This is a genomic window from Gluconobacter sp. Gdi, assembly GCF_014132155.1.
Taxonomy (GTDB): Bacteria; Pseudomonadota; Alphaproteobacteria; order Acetobacterales; family Acetobacteraceae; genus Gluconobacter.
This window is the reverse complement of the sequence record NZ_BLJQ01000003.1, coordinates 249,481-264,294: the sequence shown is the minus strand read 5'-3', so window position 1 is coordinate 264,294 and position 14,814 is coordinate 249,481. Positions and strand designations below refer to the sequence as shown.

Here is a 14,814-nt window from a genome sequence, read left to right as displayed (position 1 = left end):
GCTCAATCCTTCTTGGGTACGTCTACGACCACCCTTCGAATTTCTGTGAACTCCAATGGACCACCGTCAGCGCCGGTGTGTTCCTGCGTGATCTTGTCACCGTATACCTTGGGGGCTCGCTTACTCATCACCCATTTGAGCGCATCAACTTGCAACCTTCGGGCCGCGGCATCCTCAGGACCCGCAGAGCGGGCGGCGTGGAGAAGCTCATCCTCTAACGCCTCCGCGCCCGCGGTACGCGCGTGTGCGTACTGTGCAACTCGGCCGGGGTCTTTACGGATAAATTTCCGTAATCCTTCCCATGTGGGCATGTCGCTACGCTGGCAGATTTCCCGAAGCGTCAATCCTTCTTCCAGAAGAACAAGTACGCCGTCCCATGCGCTGGCGATATCAATTCGAGAGGGTTCCGGAGCTGGTGCGTCGACCTTCTTCCTCACCATAACTACCTCACTCGATACTCAGGCAAGCCTGCCTCAACTCTCCGCGCATCTATTTCTCGATCAATCGCATGATGAACGCGATGGATTAGCTTGTCGGAAAGCGCTCCATCAACCGTCAACTTGAAAGCATCGCGAAATACGAACGGCTTGCACCGGATCAGAGCGCCATCTGTCACGCCGAGATAGAGTGTGTCTGGGAACTCGATCAGGATATCGGCACGATGCCGGACAGTTCTCGTCGGCAAGACTGGACAGAGAACAGCGCTTCCTGATTGTAAATACGCAATCACATGGACAGAACCACGCCAGCGCACCACGTCGCCAATTTTGACGGATGGCAGCGACATGCGTTTGATTGTCCGGGAAGCTTCTTGCGCTGTAGGCGCAATTATTCAGTGTTGTCCAACCGTATCAGGCGCTGGGTCCAAGTACAAGAGCTTTCTGTCTCTGGACGTCCCCCCGTATCTCCCGACGTACCACCGCATACGCATCAGAGAGCTGCTCAAGCACGAGCGCGCATTGGCCGGAGATAATCCGGCGACCGTGAGCGGCCTTTTCTGGCACCAACGCTTCAGCCATTGCCGAGAATGACAGCTCATGGGCTAGTAACATTTCCAAACGAACGTGGGCACAAAGCCCCAGGCGGTCGCGGATCATGCCAATCCGCTCGGCAGCGTGCCCGCGCGAGATTGCGAACGTGTGAACATCGCCCTTCACATAGTCGGTGGGCAGAACATCGCTCAGGATATCTAGATACCCATGATGCGCGAACACATAGTCGCAAATCCACCACTGGGCTGCGGTTACTGCGGCACCATCAATATCGCCCGCCATATGCAGCGCGTTGACGGTATTCAGCTTGAACCGCTTCTTGCCCTGCCATTCGTAATCTTGCTTTGCCATCCGTTCAGGCGTGGGCGAGTTGTCCTCTGCACGAGACACAGCGAACGCCGTTTTTCTTGCGGGCTTCGGAGTGGAAAAACGGCGGAGAGTATCGCCGAGTCCGGCGCGGGATTTCAGGGCTTTCGGCATGCAGGAATCTTAGTACAGGCGAGTGTGGCTGTACAAGGAGAAAACTGCGATAAACTTAGAGAACTAAAGGAAAATGAAATGACCGAAATTGCCACCTCTGAGAACCCTAAAGCGATACTCTTCGATGGAGAGCCTCTTGCGCACTGGTATATCGATGGAGATTTTCTTGTCGTTAAGACTGTCAGTGGATTATTTGACCAAGAGCCGATAGTTCCTTTGTCCAGCTTGGATGAATTAGAATTACAAGCCGCCATAATGGCCCGCGCACTGCTTGACCAACAATCCCCATGACCACGAGACAAACAAAATCAGGATGGGCCTACGACTGCTGCAAGTGCGGGAAGGGTGCGCCGTTTGGTGTTGAGCGCGACTAAAATAAAAATTTTAACTTCTGATTTATGTGCTCTTCTCTATTAAGGGATATTTCGTGTTACGCGGCAATACTCCGCGCTCCAATAACAGGCTTTAGGTATCATGGCAGAACGAATTCGCTTTTATTATCATGAAAAAGGAAACCATGATGAAACTTGGCATTACCTGTGCATTGGCTCGGACGGAGAAATGCATGTCGAGACGGAGATTTCACAGGGTGTGGGAGGAGGTCGCTACGAGACTCTTGGCCCCTATAATAGTTCTGTAACGGAATTTCTCAGTGGTCCTGGGGAAACAGCACAAGACCAGCTTCGCAAACTCCTTGAGAAATATAGTTCCGATAAAATATAGGACTCTATGGTGCCGGGCGGACTAATCCCCGCCCCACATCTTCACAGGCTTCCCAAAGCAGTGCCCGCAATAGCATCGAAATTCGTGTGAATCGTCGGAGAGGATTTTAGGAAGAAATCCGCAGTTTTCTGCACCGGATTCGTATGAATCCACCTTGCACGAAAGAGGGCTTGGATCGCCTCTGAGGCATGCATTTTCCTGCTCAACCATCACATTGATGGGGCATTGAGTAGCGTACCTTTGCCCCCATGAATTGAGTTCCATTTCCCGCTCTGCAATCCGCCGCCTGAGATCGGCGTGTTCGCTTTTCAGTGAGGAAGCGTGGAATTGTGCTTTCTGATAGTCGGCAAACAACACGTCGAACGTTGTTGAAGCGAGGGCTTCACGTGCCCGCAACCGCCGCACTTCCGCCCAAGGGTTCAGGAACCAGGGAAGGGTCATATGCCACTCCCAAGGGCAGCGATCAGGATCAGTACAGCCCCCGTTAAGGGCAACCCTTCGTAGATCACGAAACAGCCGGCAGATATGAGCGCCAGAACAACAGCCAGCCGATATTTCTGATCTCCAGTCACCAAGCTAGACCTTTTTCGTCTTCCGAAAAGTCGCGAAACCATGTCGCGGGCCCGTCGAACCACATATCTATGACACCTCCTGTGCCACCGCGGTTCTTGAGGATCAGGACTTCACCCTTACCTTGTGATCGCTCCAGAGCAGCTTCAAACTCGACCGCACGTTTTTGATAAGCCTGCTCACCTTCATTCAAATTGCGGACCACTTGGCCATCATGCCCGAGACGGAGACGCAAAGCTGCTTCTTCACGATAGACAGCCAGAATGCACCGCGCATCCTGCTCGATAGCACCGCTGTCTCGAATGTCGGCCATGCCTGGGCGCCGATCTTCTCGGTTTTCGGACTGTCGGTTGAGCTGCGAAAGGGCGATCACAGGAACCTTCAACTCGCGAGCCATTCGCGCTATCTCGCCGCTGATTTCCGTCACCTCGGCGACACGGTTACCAGAACGGCGCACTGCATCGCTCCCTCGCAAAAGACCAATGTAGTCAATCACGACAAACTTCAGGCCATCGGGTTCTCGCGCCATGCGCCGTGCTCGGATGGCAATCTGTTGAACACTCAGACCTTCCCGGTCATCAATAACAAGCGGGATCTTTCTCGCCGCCATACCAGCAGAAATGATACGCTCGAGCGTATGACGAGAGACCTTTTCTGGCTGATTATCGCCCTCGATCATACCGGTCAGAACGGTTTGCAGAGGCAGCCCGCATTTGGCCGAGATGGCACGAGCCATGAGCTCTTTGCTGTCCATCTCTCCAGACCAGTAAAGACCGCGGCCTTCCTGCAAAGCCATACGCACAGCAATACCCAAAGCGAGGGAAGATTTTCCCATAGCTGGGCGCCCAGCCAACACATACATGCCACCCGGGCGTAGGCCACGCAGGCGTTTGTTCAGTTCGGCATACCCGCAATCCAGACCAGACAGGAACGTGCCAGCTTTCCAGGATACCTCCAGATCTCCAATGACCTCATGAGACGCCTGACTGGCTGTCTTGGCTTGTCGCGTTCCATCCACACCCGCAGAGAGACCCTGAAGCTGTTCCTGGAGCCGACTGATGATTGCACTGGCATTGTCGTCCTCGGTTTCGTTCTCCGCGTTCAGAACCTTTCGAGCCATGCTTCTGAGGCTACGCCGCATCGCGAGATCCACGATTTCATTAGCGTAGGAGCGCAGCAGAGCATGAGGGCAGGGAATACCATTGTTCATCGCCTCAAGCACGGCCTTCTGGGCCCCGTAGGCGGCCAAAGCCTCGTTCGAAGAAAAGGCTTCCCTCATCGTGACCGGATCCACACGTCGGCCGGCTTGGATAGCATTTCCAATCAGCCGATACATTTCCCCACGATGTAACGCCGAGAAATGTTCAGGACGCAGGATCTCAGCAATCGCATCAAAGTCCGGGTTCCGTAGCAGGATTGAGGACAAGACCGCGTTCTCAGCCTGAATACTTTCCAGCGGGCGCAGGTACGTCGTGCAGAGATCCTGCAAGCCATGAAGATCAGCACTCATGGAGGCATTTCTCCTCGTGCTTTACAGCTCGCACGGCCATCGCCTGAGAGACCATCCGGATTTCCTTCAGGATCCGTTCATGATCAAAACTGTTAAGCTCCAACAGGCCCTGCCAGGCCTCCGTCAGAGCCTGAAGCGTGTGATCGTAGCGCTCCAGCGCCGTCCAATGCTGTGCGGTCCAGTGGGCCGGGCTCATGCCATCACTCCCATCTCGAAATCTTCACGCTTTGGCATGCGCCCACTTCCGCCGTCTGCGGCCCATTTTGCCCGGGCAGCAGCAAAAGCCTTTTGCCCATCAGAACCCATTCGTCGCTCTTGCTCGATCATCTCTAGGGCATCTGCCACGATATCGTCCTCCCAACGTTCACCGTTGAGCCATGTGGCTGGCATCGGGCGAAAATCACCGCGGGCTGTCGGCTCAGCGAAGGGGTAAGCCTTCACAGCTGCCAAGAGGCGTTCCAGCGAAACCTTCTTTCGGGCTTTGGCAAAGGCTGCCCTCGCAGTCTTTTTGCCATCTTTCCTTGGGTAAGCCGCCCAGAACGCATCGAACTCTTCCGGATCACAAGCTCCTGCCCTGGAGGACGGCTTCCGCTCTCGGGAAGGCGAAGGCCCCGATGGTTCATCCGGGGAAGTGAGCTGAAGCTGATGGGCTCCGGATTTGAACTCACGGGTCTTGCTCGGAGCAAGGTCAGGATCGGCAGTCGAAATCGTTGCCTCGGCGGAGGAACAAAAAGGAGGAGATTGATAGTTCTTGATAGTTCTTGATGATTCGGGGGCCACACAGTCCGTTTTTTTGGCCTGTGAGTCCGTTTCAGCGGACCAATAGTCCGTTTTTGTGTCACCAGTTTCGGACTCACAGGCCATTTCCCGGACAGACTGTCTTTCAAGAAAGCCCTCGGAAACCTCCATTCCGACGCTCAGAATGAACGTGTCAGAACGCTTTCCCGTCGTGACTGGAGCAATCAGACCGAGCTTCGTGAGCCACTTCTTGGAGCGACGAATTGCCCGCTCGGAAAGGCTCGTATGACGGACCAGGCGATCCATACCTGGCCACGTCTCACCCTTGTCATCAGCGTGGTTTGCATACGCCAGCAGAACCATCTTATGGGTAGCAGGAATGGGCAGCGTAAAGGCCCAGTGGGTCGCAGCAATACTCACAGGCCAGCCCTCCGGCGCCATTCTTCGGCACGGGCAAGAGCAAGGGCGGCCTTGTCAGCCTGGGAGCGAGCAACCCAGCGCCAGTAAGCCGCCATTTTCTGACAGAACCATTTCCAGATCATGCAGCCTCGTTTCGCAACGCCTCTATGCGGGCGCGCAACAGATCGGCCTCAGCAGCGTGTCGGCGTGCCTCGGCTTCAAGGTGGGACGCAAAACGCGCACGGACGTCCAGCCATTCCGGGACTTTAACCGAGCGGATTTCGCGATAAAGGCAGGCACGAACACGACGTTCCGTCAGGCCGAGAATACGTGATGCTTCGTAAATCGCGGCCTTGAGGCTGCGTCCCCTTCGACGACTTTCCACCGTTTGGGAAACGAGCGACGCGTATTCTTCAATGATGGTGTCATTCATAACCGGTTCACTCCGAACCGGCTGCTTCGTGCCTTTGGACGGAATGCTCCACAACACTGGCCTTGGTCTCCTGCAGATTTCGGGGTGTTCAGACCCAGTGACGCCGCAAGGAAGGGGCAGATGTGAAACATGAGAAACCAGATGATCAAACGCAGGGGGCGGAAAAGCTGCTTGCCAGTATCGACGCAACTTTGCTTGGACTTGCCCAACTCAGAGCCCAGACTGGGATCTACGAGTATATTCCGGCCGCACGTCTTGCGACGCGGCTCAGCGGCATCATCCTGTCGCCCACACTTTTGCCAACCCCGACAATCCGGCCCACTGCCGAAACCGCCGAAGCCATGATTAACCTTCTGGATAATCTGCAGAGGATGGGAGCCGCCCCCGACCATTACTGACCCAGGTATCTCTGGATCAGGTCCTTCGACAGAACAAAGTCATTCGGCGTAACGCGACCACTCGTGAAAACAAGGATCTTACGCATGTTCTCAGCGCCAGGGCGACGCGTACCACGACGCCAGTCCCCAACAATTTTCCGAAGATTGATACCGGACTGCCGTGCGAACTCAGCATCGGACAGTTCATGCTTTTTCAGATATTCATCAAGCGTCATAACCCCACATCAACACAGTGGGGACCATATAGTCAATAATTTAGTTACCGACACAGTCACCGGAAGTGGTTACCAATTATTGCATGACTGACCATCCGACCAGACTGGCCGACCTCATGGCCCGCGAACGCCTGACCGACCCTGAATTGGGCAGGCGGGCGGACACGTCCAAGCAGCAGATATTCAAGCTCCGTAAAGGCGAGCGGAAGATGTCACGGGAGTGGGCCGAACGCCTGGCACCTCATCTCGGCGTGACCTGGCCAGAACTTATGGAAGGCGACTGGCGACTGGCACCGTCACCAACCACAGGGTTGCCTCCCGCCCTTCAGCCCAGTGTCTCCATTCCCGAATACACCCTGTCGTCGGTCGTCGATGGCGCAGCAGCCAAAGAACTCCCGATCCTGGCGCACTGGACCCTCCCGCATGAGATGGTCCGTGCGCATATAGACGAGGGAAGCCATCCCGGCTTCGTCCGAATTTCGGACGATGCGATGGTGCCGGAGTACCTGCCGACCGATCGTGTCCTGATCGACTTTGCCCACACGGTACCGTCCCCAGCTGGGATCTATCTGATCCAGGACGGAGCAGGGGCCGCGCTTAGACAACTGGAAGCACTGGCCGGCACAGATTCAGCGACAGTACGAGTAACCGCTCTCAGCAAGCGTTACGCTGGTTATGAATGTCCGGTTGAGAAGCTCGTCATTCTTGGCCGCGTTGTTGGGAAATGGTCCTGGCTGTGACGTCTTCTCAGTTCTGAGCCGTGCAGAATGTAACCCGGGATAGGTCAGCCGGTTTTTGGGCTGACCCTGTCTCGGTTACAGCAAACTACCGGAATGTCGGGTGATTGTGGTTTTGTAATCAGTCAAATGAAGCGCACAATCTACGCATGGTTCGAATAAAGAACATCATACGCCTTACCATTATTCTAGCGCTCCCGCTGCTGCTCTCAGGCTGCTACGGCCCAGGAATTGGCCCAGACGGCTGGGGCTGGAACAACGAGAAGTGGAATGGAGCAGGGCCAGAGCCTTCCGCTCCAGGAACTCCGCCTCAATACGATATGGAACCTTCCTGGGGAAACGGATGGTAGGTGACCGGGAATCTCCGGTCACCGCCTCAAGCTGTAATACGGCTTGATACGAGATTGCACATAATGCCCAGCCGATGAGGCATGTGTGAACTCAATCCATACCGACGATGGCACTCCATAATAGGCGTACTGCTTCCAACCATCGCGGAACGTAATCGTCAAAACATGGGAAGTATCATCGTATGTGGCGCGAGAGACTGCGTCGGAGCCGATAAAAGTATGTGTAAATATGGACACTGGCATCCTCCATTGTTTGGAGTGTAACCGGAGCAGGGCCATGGGATTCGGGTCAAGAATTTCTAAAAACAACAGAAAACCGGAAAAATTCTATTTTAATCGTAACCCGACGTTTGACTCTTTGTAAAAAAGGATCGAAAAAATATAAGTTATTTTATAAATTTTTTATAAATGAGGGTGCCTTGAAGATTATAGCTTTTAAAGTTTTCGAAAGAACCGATATTTCTTTTGAGAAAATTTTAGAGCATATCGATTGTCTTCCGTATAAAAATAGACTTCGTACTATATCTTATTCCCCTCTAAGAATTGAAAAAATTAAGAGAGAAAACGGAAATCTATTTTTTTTAGATTTTTCAAAACGTCGGAATAGCGGCCCTGGAAAAATGTTAGAAGACGCTCCGATGGAAGACTTTGAATTAAAAGATGGGCAGGGGTTTGGCGAAGAAACTGCCGCTCTTTATGACAAAGATACTTCTATTTTAGTAATGCAATACAATCACTACGGTCCACGGATCTCTTCTATATCGAATTATTTTTTTCAATTCGCTCGGGAGCTTTCTGGAAAAACAAAACAAACCGATGACGGCTTTAATTTCTCAGCCATTACGAAAAGAGAGCCAGCCGATGAAATGAACGTCGCGTCCATTATCAAATGTTTGGAATTTTCTATAGACGTTCCAGATTTTTCTTCTGAAAGCACAATGAAAAATACGTCATTATCAAAATTTCTTGATAATAATCTTGTTTCTGGTAGCGATACGTTAAGTGTTCAAATTAGAGCTTCTCGGAAGAGAGGGCGAAGCCTCGCTGTACAAGACATCAAAAGCGCGGCAAGGCTACTTGTAAAAGAACAAAATATTCAGACTTTGAAACTAAAGACTCAAGAGGATGAAAATTCTCCCACTCATGTTCTAGACCTCTTGGAAGCGAGGCTAACTGAAGAGGTCAATCTTACCTTAGGCGATCAACAGCGCTATCCGGATGTCGTTCGATGGACTGCCTTAAAAAGGGCTTATTATAAATGGAGTGAGGAAGGCCTACTTCCCTCGGATACCAAATGAGCCCACTGGTAGAGAAATTTTGGCCGATATGTCTTGCTATAGGATGCGCAGTTTTATGGCATCTTTTGAAGCTTAACTTTCCCAAAGATCCCTCGGGTCTATTGAGTACCTCGGCAACCCTTGCTGCTGTATTTGCAGGGTTTTTAGGTGTCACACAGGGGCTTATTTTAACAATAAAAGACAGTAAAATTTACGCGACTCTTAAGAAAAACGGATTACTCACGCTAATGTTTAAGTATCTTCAGAGTGGAATATCTGCATCCGTTATATTCGCAATTGTTTCAGTAGTTGGTTTCTTTATAAACCCTGAATGTATTTATTACAATTTTCATATATTTAGTATATTCCAATGCATATGGATCGCTAGCTCCATATATTCTTTTGGAACTTATACGCGCATAACCAATATAACTTTCAAATTACTTCATCAGGTTTAATCCCCCCAGAGCACTCAATATTTTATCGAAAAGCCGAAAAAGAGGTAGGCAACGCGAAATAAGATCGAAAATTAAAACCGGTCTCTTGAAACCGATTCAAAAATATATGTACAAATTGGTTTATGATCACCAATGTTAAAATTAAAACCGCTCAAGCCGCCGACATCATCGGCATCAGCTACGAAGGTTTCAGGACGTGGCTCAAGAAGGGCCTGCTGAAATCGACCGGCAGGCTGGCAGAATTTTCAGCCCCTGATGTTCCTGCAAAGATCCCAGACGCAAAGCGCTGGAAGTGGTCTGAGTTCGGCTTCTCTGACCTATGCAGCTTCAGGGCCGCTAAATTCCTCCTAGATGCGGGACGGCCATGGTGTGAAGTAGTTGCCATCGCCAGCAGCGAAGAATTTTGGAGAAGTCATCGTAGCCCCGCAGAGGAGCATGCCTATCTCATTCTCTTCCCAACAGACGGGTCATACATCTTCTGTTCTCAAGAAACATTGGATCAAAATATCGAGCAGTTGAAAGCTGAAAACGTCGCTTTGTATTTAATCAACCTTCAGCAGCTTAGGCAGAACACACTTTTTCGTATCAGAAGCGTGCTGCTTAAAGCTGTTGGGGACGAGATCATCCGTACATCCTGGGCTTATGTAGTGGATGGCAGCAGTGTTTTGCCCCCCGAAGAGGGAAAGGCTCGTGAGAAGCAGATTTCGTTTATCGGTGAGCAAGTGATTGCGCTAGCTCCCTCAGCGGAGCGCGGTGCAGACGTTCAAAAAGAGTACAATCAACTGGTACGCGAGTTGCAACTTCTGGGCGCTCACCCTCACTCTTCGCTAGGAATGGTGCTTAATACTGCGCTGCAGTCAGAAATAGCAGCCTAAGTCGTAAGATGAGATTTGAGGCGCCGAGGGCGCCTTTGGTTGGGACTTGGTTAGAAAGGGATTGCGTCATCTAAATCATCGGATGGTGGAGAATCCCATCTTCCGGAATTTTTAACAGATTTTTCCGAATGAAGTGGCGGCCAAGAGTTATTGAACCACATAGTTCCATCCTCATTGATGGTACCGGTTTCCATCTTACCGTCTCGGCGGATCATTCCAGCTTCGCCATTCCGCAATCCAAATTCAACTTTATTGTCGTCAATCTTGATCTGAATGACCAGAATATGGCCGCTTAAGACATCGCGAGCGAGGGCTCTTAAATCTCTCTCTTGGCGGTGATAGGCGCGCACTTGTTTCATCAGATCATTAATTGTGTCTCGAGCTTGGAGCGCTTCACTCAGTAGGCGACGCGCCGCCTCCACTTCGGAGGAGATGTTATTGTCAGATTGATATGAGCGAATACGCTCCAACAAATCGAGTGGGAGCACATACACACGCCGTTCTGTGGTCGGCTTATCGGTAGAAGTGTCACTCATTGCTGTCGCCTTCGATCCTTGAAATCGCGATTTCAAGGACATTAGCGACAAAGTGGGTGAAATTGCTATTGCAACTCAAATGACAATCATATTAGACATATTTGTGCATCGGATTGGCCGACGCCTTATATGGAATTGTCATGGTTTCAGCATATCGCAACAGATTGCCCCTAGAAAAACCTGAACGAGTAATTGTCCTTATGAAGTCGAGAGACCTCAAGGCGGTTGACGATTTTGGGATTTCAAGAGGGCTCCGCAGCCGAAGCAGCACTATCAGGCACTTGATAGGAAAAGCTTTAGAAAATGCTCGCAATGAAAAGGCACCGGGACACGTCGCCAAACAATCCCCCGGCGCCTTTAACAGTAACCTCGATCAAGGAAATTACTGCGATGACGCAGAATAGCACGTCATGTGTGCCGGATTCAACGCCGGTGCACGTTCACCAGATCAATGACAAGCCAGTACGCTTTTTCTGCCCTCCCAACGGTAGCGTTGATTTCCCATGGACCTCTTATGAGGATCTTTTGGCCGCAACCGGGCTTTCCCGGCAGGCACGTCGTCATTTCCTTGAGGTGACGCGCAAGGGAGAATACGGAGATGCGCTTCGCATCGTCCAGGTGCCAGGCGGAAAGACTACGATTGTTCCTCATTATATCTGTCAGGGCATCATGGGGGCTCTGGAGACCGAAGGAACGCTGCCCGAACGTTTCCAAGTGCAGTACACATTAGGTTCCTGCGCTGCTTTCCAGCAAATTCATAAAGACATGTCCCCCAATGAGCGGGCGCAAACACTCTTTGGGATCGTCGCTCGTGAGCGGGAAGAGCATGACCTTCCAGATGCAAGTGTCAGCTACGGAGGCAAGGCATGAGCGTGGAACTCCTCATGGGCGGTTCTGCTCCGCTGACAATGTCGAGCCGAGAGATCGCGGAGCTAACGGGCAAACGTCACGATAACGTTGTCCGAGACATCGAAAAGATGCTCGCAGAAAACGAAATCGACCGCCTCAAATTTGAGGGCGTCTATCAGGATGCAAAAGGAGAACAGCGGAAATGCTACAATCTCCCCCGCGACCTAACCTACACCCTCATTGCTGGATACCGTTCTGACTTACGGCTGAAGATCGTGCGTCGCTGGATGGAACTGGAAGCCGTAACGATCGCCCCACCTGAAACGCCTGAGCAACTCGCCTTGCGGGCGCTGACTGGACTTCAAACCGTGGTGGAGAAGCAGAAGGCCCAGCTTGCTCTTGTGCAACCGAAGGCGGATGCGCTGGATCGCATTGCCGGCCTGGAAGGCACGTTCAATGGCACGGAAGCGGCGAAGGAACTCCAGATCGGCCCGCAGATGCTGTTTCGCTGGATGGACACAAACGAGTGGACCTATAAGCGGGCAGGGAGCGCGAACCGACTGGCATATCAGAAGCGCATCAATGCTGGTGACCTGACACACAAGACAACCATCGTCGTACGTCCGGACGGAACGGAAAAGGCTGCCGATCAGGTTCGCATCACAGCCCAGGGTCTGGCCAAGCTGGCTCGGCTCGTGCCCGGCGCGCATCTTCGAGCTGGAGATGAAGGAGAGGCCGCATGATGGTGCAAGTTTCTTCAGGGGCGGTCGTTCCTCCGTCCATCATGACGCTGGAGCAGATTGAGGCAACCCAACCAAACCCGGATGCGGCGTTGATCGCCAAGTGCCAGCGGTTCTGCGTGACCAATGCGGAATGGGACCGTGTGTATCATGGCGGTCAAACGCTGGATGCTGACAGTGTGGCAGGCGAGAACGTGCGGCTGATGGATGAGATCGCGGCGCTGCCTGCCAGGACGGCCTCAGGGCGGAACGCCAAGCTGAAAGCGGTTCAAGCGCTCTGGCCAGCCGGTCTCGGTGAGGGTTTCGAGCTGGTGCAGTCCGTGCTCGATGACTTCCGGGCGGCGGGATAGCGCTTCCGAAAAGCACAAATGGGAAGGCGTGAGAGGAGCTCCACGTCTTCCCAACAATAAAAGTCCCCGGATAGGTGACTTTTATTGTTGACTATACGGTGACCGCTATGGTTACCTTATGGGGTGACGACACCCCACGGAGGTCTCATGACCACGTTCAAGGATCTGGCATTTCTTGCCTCTGGTTTTCTGGTTCCAGCAGGTGCGCTCGCCACTCTGCACCCGCTGCTTTCTTTGCTGGCCTCAGCAGCCGAGCATTTCTCGTGAGTGCGGAAGCAATCCCGGGTTCGGGCCGGGCAGCAATAGTGAACGGCATGGTGTCGGATCTGATTGATCGACTGGCGCGCTGGATGGCCACCACCGGAACGCCCGACAATATGCCGCCTGAGTTGCTGTCAATTGCGACGGTAGCATCTCACCTCGCGATGATTGCAGAGGATCGGCACGGCCATGAATTCGCAGTTGGGCTCGTCTCTGTTTTCGAGATGACGCTCGGTGACCTGCAAGACGATGACGAAGACTGAACAGACACGCCTGACCGGCAAATAGAAACAGGAAATTCGGAAATGGTTGAAACAACCACACGCTCGAAGTGCGTCCAGAATACGGCTTCTGACGTCGTTCGCCCGATGATTGAAGACCAGATTGATGCTGCGCTTACAGACAATGGACCGCGACGCGCATCAGTCATTGGACGGGAATATGCACAGGGTTTTGCGGCCTACGTTGCAGCTGACAACAAGCTCTATAGTGAGCCCGGCAGCATCAGCGATGCTGAATATGATGAGCTCGAGCGTGGTCATGCTGCTCTTTATGAAGAAATCCTCCATACGCCCCCAGCTATCGAGAGCCCATCAGATATTCTCGTTGAACTGATGCTCTGCATCTCGGACATGCGTAACAGCATGGGGCCCGCAGGCCTCGATCTTACAGATGCTATGAACAACAGTGAGCGCTTGGTGCGTCTGCTTGGACTAGCGGCCGGGATTTTTGGAGAGGATCTGAATAGTCTCGGGGCTGATGCGTTTTGTGTCACGCCAGGAGAAACGCCCGATTGGATGCCTTACTATGAAGAGTATCTGATCGAACTTGCGATCGAGAAGAAGCATGCCTTCCGTCTGACGCCACATGGTCTCGTGGAGATTTATGCCCAGCAAGGGCAGGGCGATGATGACCTGCTTAAAAAGCTCGATGATATCAAACCTGGAACACTCACGACTGTAGTCCAGGAAATGATCATCAAACGCGGTCTTTCTTTTGGCATTCCGAACTGCGTAGAGGGATTAGCAGGGCGCGAGTGGTGGCTCAGTGAACGTGCCGTCAAAACGCCGATGAGAGACCTTATGCCATTACGGGTCATCTGGGCAGACAACCATATCGACGCAGAGCTTCTACAGGCCTGCAAAGATTTTTGCCGGGTGGAGAAGGCTTGGGCAGACGCCGTCAGGGCTTTACCCGACAATTTGGATGATACAGACGACGAGAAATGCGTTTCATTGGGGGCCCAGCGTGATGCTCTAATTCCCATTATTGTAGGAACCTCGGCAAAAACCGAAGCAGGACTGAGAGCGAAAGCTGCTGTGTACGATTTGTACGTCGACGGCAGTTGGAATGCATTGCTTCCTTCGCCTCACTCGAACGTGGAAAGCCCGTTATTGGCCACACTGATTGCTGATCTCGTTCGCAAGACGGCGTGTGCAGCATGAGTATGAGGCATATTTCTGAGTGTCTTCCTGCGCTTGGTGGCGTGCCTCTACGCCCCGGCGCCAGAACCGAAGGAAAACGCGTTGCAGACCAGCATCGCAGGTCCTCTGACACAGACTTTCTCGCTGCGGCCAAGACCGCGATGAATACTCTGAGCATGGGCTGGAAGAGGGAGGGCTACTCAATTGCGGAGGTTCAGACATTCATGAGCGAATTCATTGAAGGAGCGGCTTCTCGACGCAGTGAGCTGGCTCAAGAGAAACACGCCTCTCGAGTTCCGGCTGGAGTGTGAATCCAAAAAATGAACAACTCAAATCCCTATATCTACGTTCAGTGGATGAATGCACTCTGCTTGGTGCTCTCTATTATTGGGGGTACGATTGTGTTGATTTCCGTATTCGCAGTTCTGCCGCAAAACAGAGAGATCTTTTGCTTCTTATTCGGTCAATTTCTATGTTGGTCAGGTGTTCTTCTCGGATT

At 52.4% G+C, this 14,814-nt stretch carries 23 protein-coding genes; 11 read left to right on the top strand and 12 right to left on the bottom strand.

Annotation, left to right across the window (positions count from 1 at the left end):
• Window positions 1–2: 2 nt before the first annotated feature.
• From JN414_RS08210 to JN414_RS08200, 3 genes are all read right to left on the bottom strand, one after another.
• A complete protein-coding gene (locus tag JN414_RS08210) occupies window positions 3–440 on the bottom strand; it encodes a hypothetical protein (RefSeq protein ID WP_202207462.1) in 438 nt (145 codons plus the stop codon).
• Window positions 441–442: 2 nt separating this feature from the next.
• Complete coding sequence (locus tag JN414_RS08205) at window positions 443–787, bottom strand: hypothetical protein (RefSeq protein WP_202207461.1); 345 nt, start codon at window positions 785–787, stop codon at window positions 443–445.
• A 64-nt stretch (window positions 788–851) separates the two neighbouring features.
• Window positions 852–1,472 carry a hypothetical protein gene (locus tag JN414_RS08200; protein WP_202207460.1) on the bottom strand — a complete coding sequence of 207 codons (621 nt, stop codon included), beginning with the start codon at window positions 1,470–1,472 and terminating at the stop codon, window positions 852–854.
• A 78-nt stretch (window positions 1,473–1,550) separates the two neighbouring features.
• Here JN414_RS08200 and JN414_RS08195 point away from each other — a divergent pair, with 78 nt between their 5' ends.
• On the top strand, window positions 1,551–1,763 hold the full coding sequence (locus tag JN414_RS08195) for a hypothetical protein (protein ID WP_202207459.1): 213 nt from the start codon (window positions 1,551–1,553) through the stop codon (window positions 1,761–1,763).
• Window positions 1,764–2,216: 453 nt separating this feature from the next.
• Here the strand turns inward: JN414_RS08195 and JN414_RS08190 are convergent, their stop codons facing one another.
• The 6 genes from JN414_RS08190 to JN414_RS08170 form a co-directional block, all read right to left on the bottom strand.
• Window positions 2,217–2,636 (bottom strand): hypothetical protein, encoded by a 420-nt coding sequence (locus JN414_RS08190; RefSeq protein ID WP_202207458.1) that lies wholly within the window; start codon window positions 2,634–2,636, stop codon window positions 2,217–2,219.
• Between the two features lie 127 nt (window positions 2,637–2,763).
• Window positions 2,764–4,275, bottom strand: coding sequence for a DnaB-like helicase C-terminal domain-containing protein (locus tag JN414_RS08185; protein ID WP_202207457.1), 1,512 nt, complete (start codon window positions 4,273–4,275; stop codon window positions 2,764–2,766).
• Window positions 4,265–4,471 (bottom strand): hypothetical protein, encoded by a 207-nt coding sequence (locus tag JN414_RS08180; protein WP_202207456.1) that lies wholly within the window; start codon window positions 4,469–4,471, stop codon window positions 4,265–4,267. The genes JN414_RS08185 and JN414_RS08180 overlap by 11 nt, the downstream gene beginning before the upstream one ends.
• Window positions 4,468–5,433, bottom strand: a complete 966-nt coding sequence (locus JN414_RS08175; RefSeq protein WP_202207455.1) for a helix-turn-helix domain-containing protein — start codon at window positions 5,431–5,433, stop codon at window positions 4,468–4,470. Before JN414_RS08175 ends, JN414_RS08180 begins: the two co-directional genes overlap by 4 nt.
• On the bottom strand, window positions 5,430–5,555 hold the full coding sequence (locus JN414_RS17155) for a hypothetical protein (RefSeq protein WP_255494183.1): 126 nt from the start codon (window positions 5,553–5,555) through the stop codon (window positions 5,430–5,432). Before JN414_RS17155 ends, JN414_RS08175 begins: the two co-directional genes overlap by 4 nt.
• Window positions 5,552–5,902: a hypothetical protein gene (locus JN414_RS08170; RefSeq protein ID WP_202207454.1), complete on the bottom strand. Its 351-nt coding sequence runs from the start codon at window positions 5,900–5,902 to the stop codon at window positions 5,552–5,554. The genes JN414_RS17155 and JN414_RS08170 overlap by 4 nt, the downstream gene beginning before the upstream one ends.
• A gap of 65 nt (window positions 5,903–5,967) precedes the next feature.
• On the opposite strand from JN414_RS08170, the gene JN414_RS08165 reads away from it, so the two are divergent.
• The gene (locus JN414_RS08165) at window positions 5,968–6,243 is read left to right on the top strand and encodes a hypothetical protein (RefSeq protein WP_202207453.1); all 276 of its coding nucleotides are present in this window, start codon (window positions 5,968–5,970) and stop codon (window positions 6,241–6,243) included.
• Here JN414_RS08165 and JN414_RS08160 read toward each other — a convergent pair.
• Complete coding sequence (locus JN414_RS08160; protein WP_046901561.1) at window positions 6,237–6,458, bottom strand: helix-turn-helix domain-containing protein; 222 nt, start codon at window positions 6,456–6,458, stop codon at window positions 6,237–6,239. The genes JN414_RS08165 and JN414_RS08160 overlap by 7 nt on opposite strands.
• A gap of 83 nt (window positions 6,459–6,541) precedes the next feature.
• On the opposite strand from JN414_RS08160, the gene JN414_RS08155 reads away from it, so the two are divergent.
• Window positions 6,542–7,198 carry a LexA family transcriptional regulator gene (locus tag JN414_RS08155; protein WP_202207452.1) on the top strand — a complete coding sequence of 219 codons (657 nt, stop codon included), beginning with the start codon at window positions 6,542–6,544 and terminating at the stop codon, window positions 7,196–7,198.
• A 365-nt stretch (window positions 7,199–7,563) separates the two neighbouring features.
• Here JN414_RS08155 and JN414_RS17225 read toward each other — a convergent pair whose 3' ends face one another.
• Entirely contained in the window at window positions 7,564–7,788 is a 225-nt protein-coding gene (locus JN414_RS17225) for a KTSC domain-containing protein (RefSeq protein ID WP_375781680.1), read from the bottom strand.
• Between the two features lie 176 nt (window positions 7,789–7,964).
• Between JN414_RS17225 and JN414_RS08145 the strand changes: the two genes are divergently transcribed.
• Window positions 7,965–8,843, top strand: coding sequence for a DUF6731 family protein (locus JN414_RS08145; RefSeq protein ID WP_202207450.1), 879 nt, complete (start codon window positions 7,965–7,967; stop codon window positions 8,841–8,843).
• A gap of 559 nt (window positions 8,844–9,402) precedes the next feature.
• A complete protein-coding gene (locus tag JN414_RS08140) occupies window positions 9,403–10,155 on the top strand; it encodes a hypothetical protein (RefSeq protein WP_202207449.1) in 753 nt (250 codons plus the stop codon).
• A gap of 50 nt (window positions 10,156–10,205) precedes the next feature.
• On the opposite strand, the gene JN414_RS08135 is transcribed toward JN414_RS08140, so the two are convergent.
• Window positions 10,206–10,691: a hypothetical protein gene (locus tag JN414_RS08135; protein ID WP_202207448.1), complete on the bottom strand. Its 486-nt coding sequence runs from the start codon at window positions 10,689–10,691 to the stop codon at window positions 10,206–10,208.
• Between the two features lie 390 nt (window positions 10,692–11,081).
• Between JN414_RS08135 and JN414_RS08130 the strand changes: the two genes are divergently transcribed.
• From JN414_RS08130 to JN414_RS08105, 6 genes are all read left to right on the top strand, one after another.
• Window positions 11,082–11,561 carry a hypothetical protein gene (locus JN414_RS08130; RefSeq protein WP_202207447.1) on the top strand — a complete coding sequence of 160 codons (480 nt, stop codon included), beginning with the start codon at window positions 11,082–11,084 and terminating at the stop codon, window positions 11,559–11,561.
• Window positions 11,558–12,283, top strand: coding sequence for a phage regulatory protein/antirepressor Ant (locus JN414_RS08125; protein WP_202207446.1), 726 nt, complete (start codon window positions 11,558–11,560; stop codon window positions 12,281–12,283). The genes JN414_RS08130 and JN414_RS08125 overlap by 4 nt, the downstream gene beginning before the upstream one ends.
• Window positions 12,280–12,630, top strand: a complete 351-nt coding sequence (locus tag JN414_RS08120) for a hypothetical protein (protein WP_202207445.1) — start codon at window positions 12,280–12,282, stop codon at window positions 12,628–12,630. Before JN414_RS08125 ends, JN414_RS08120 begins: the two co-directional genes overlap by 4 nt.
• A gap of 263 nt (window positions 12,631–12,893) precedes the next feature.
• Window positions 12,894–13,154, top strand: coding sequence for a hypothetical protein (locus JN414_RS08115; protein ID WP_202207444.1), 261 nt, complete (start codon window positions 12,894–12,896; stop codon window positions 13,152–13,154).
• Between the two features lie 42 nt (window positions 13,155–13,196).
• Window positions 13,197–14,336: a hypothetical protein gene (locus JN414_RS08110; protein ID WP_202207443.1), complete on the top strand. Its 1,140-nt coding sequence runs from the start codon at window positions 13,197–13,199 to the stop codon at window positions 14,334–14,336.
• Between the two features lie 2 nt (window positions 14,337–14,338).
• Entirely contained in the window at window positions 14,339–14,626 is a 288-nt protein-coding gene (locus JN414_RS08105; RefSeq protein WP_237389943.1) for a hypothetical protein, read from the top strand.
• Window positions 14,627–14,814 lie beyond the last annotated feature (188 nt).

Excerpts from the sequence above, each read along its gene's own strand:
- JN414_RS08210 (WP_202207462.1), bottom strand. The coding sequence starts at position 440 with ATGGTGAGGAAGAAGGTCGACGCACCAGCTCCGGAACCCTCTCGAATT.
- JN414_RS08205 (WP_202207461.1), bottom strand. The coding sequence starts at position 787 with ATGTCGCTGCCATCCGTCAAAATTGGCGACGTGGTGCGCTGGCGTGGT.
- JN414_RS08200 (WP_202207460.1), bottom strand. The coding sequence starts at position 1,472 with ATGCCGAAAGCCCTGAAATCCCGCGCCGGACTCGGCGATACTCTCCGC.
- JN414_RS08195 (WP_202207459.1), top strand. The coding sequence starts at position 1,551 with ATGACCGAAATTGCCACCTCTGAGAACCCTAAAGCGATACTCTTCGAT.
- JN414_RS08190 (WP_202207458.1), bottom strand. The coding sequence starts at position 2,636 with ATGACCCTTCCCTGGTTCCTGAACCCTTGGGCGGAAGTGCGGCGGTTG.
- JN414_RS08185 (WP_202207457.1), bottom strand. The coding sequence starts at position 4,275 with ATGAGTGCTGATCTTCATGGCTTGCAGGATCTCTGCACGACGTACCTG.
- JN414_RS08180 (WP_202207456.1), bottom strand. The coding sequence starts at position 4,471 with ATGAGCCCGGCCCACTGGACCGCACAGCATTGGACGGCGCTGGAGCGC.
- JN414_RS17155 (WP_255494183.1), bottom strand. The coding sequence starts at position 5,555 with ATGATCTGGAAATGGTTCTGTCAGAAAATGGCGGCTTACTGGCGCTGG.
- JN414_RS08160 (WP_046901561.1), bottom strand. The coding sequence starts at position 6,458 with ATGACGCTTGATGAATATCTGAAAAAGCATGAACTGTCCGATGCTGAG.
- JN414_RS08155 (WP_202207452.1), top strand. The coding sequence starts at position 6,542 with ATGACTGACCATCCGACCAGACTGGCCGACCTCATGGCCCGCGAACGC.
- JN414_RS17225 (WP_375781680.1), bottom strand. The coding sequence starts at position 7,788 with ATGCCAGTGTCCATATTTACACATACTTTTATCGGCTCCGACGCAGTC.
- JN414_RS08140 (WP_202207449.1), top strand. The coding sequence starts at position 9,403 with ATGATCACCAATGTTAAAATTAAAACCGCTCAAGCCGCCGACATCATC.
- JN414_RS08135 (WP_202207448.1), bottom strand. The coding sequence starts at position 10,691 with ATGAGTGACACTTCTACCGATAAGCCGACCACAGAACGGCGTGTGTAT.
- JN414_RS08130 (WP_202207447.1), top strand. The coding sequence starts at position 11,082 with ATGACGCAGAATAGCACGTCATGTGTGCCGGATTCAACGCCGGTGCAC.
- JN414_RS08125 (WP_202207446.1), top strand. The coding sequence starts at position 11,558 with ATGAGCGTGGAACTCCTCATGGGCGGTTCTGCTCCGCTGACAATGTCG.
- JN414_RS08120 (WP_202207445.1), top strand. The coding sequence starts at position 12,280 with ATGATGGTGCAAGTTTCTTCAGGGGCGGTCGTTCCTCCGTCCATCATG.
- JN414_RS08110 (WP_202207443.1), top strand. The coding sequence starts at position 13,197 with ATGGTTGAAACAACCACACGCTCGAAGTGCGTCCAGAATACGGCTTCT.
- JN414_RS08105 (WP_237389943.1), top strand. The coding sequence starts at position 14,339 with ATGAGGCATATTTCTGAGTGTCTTCCTGCGCTTGGTGGCGTGCCTCTA.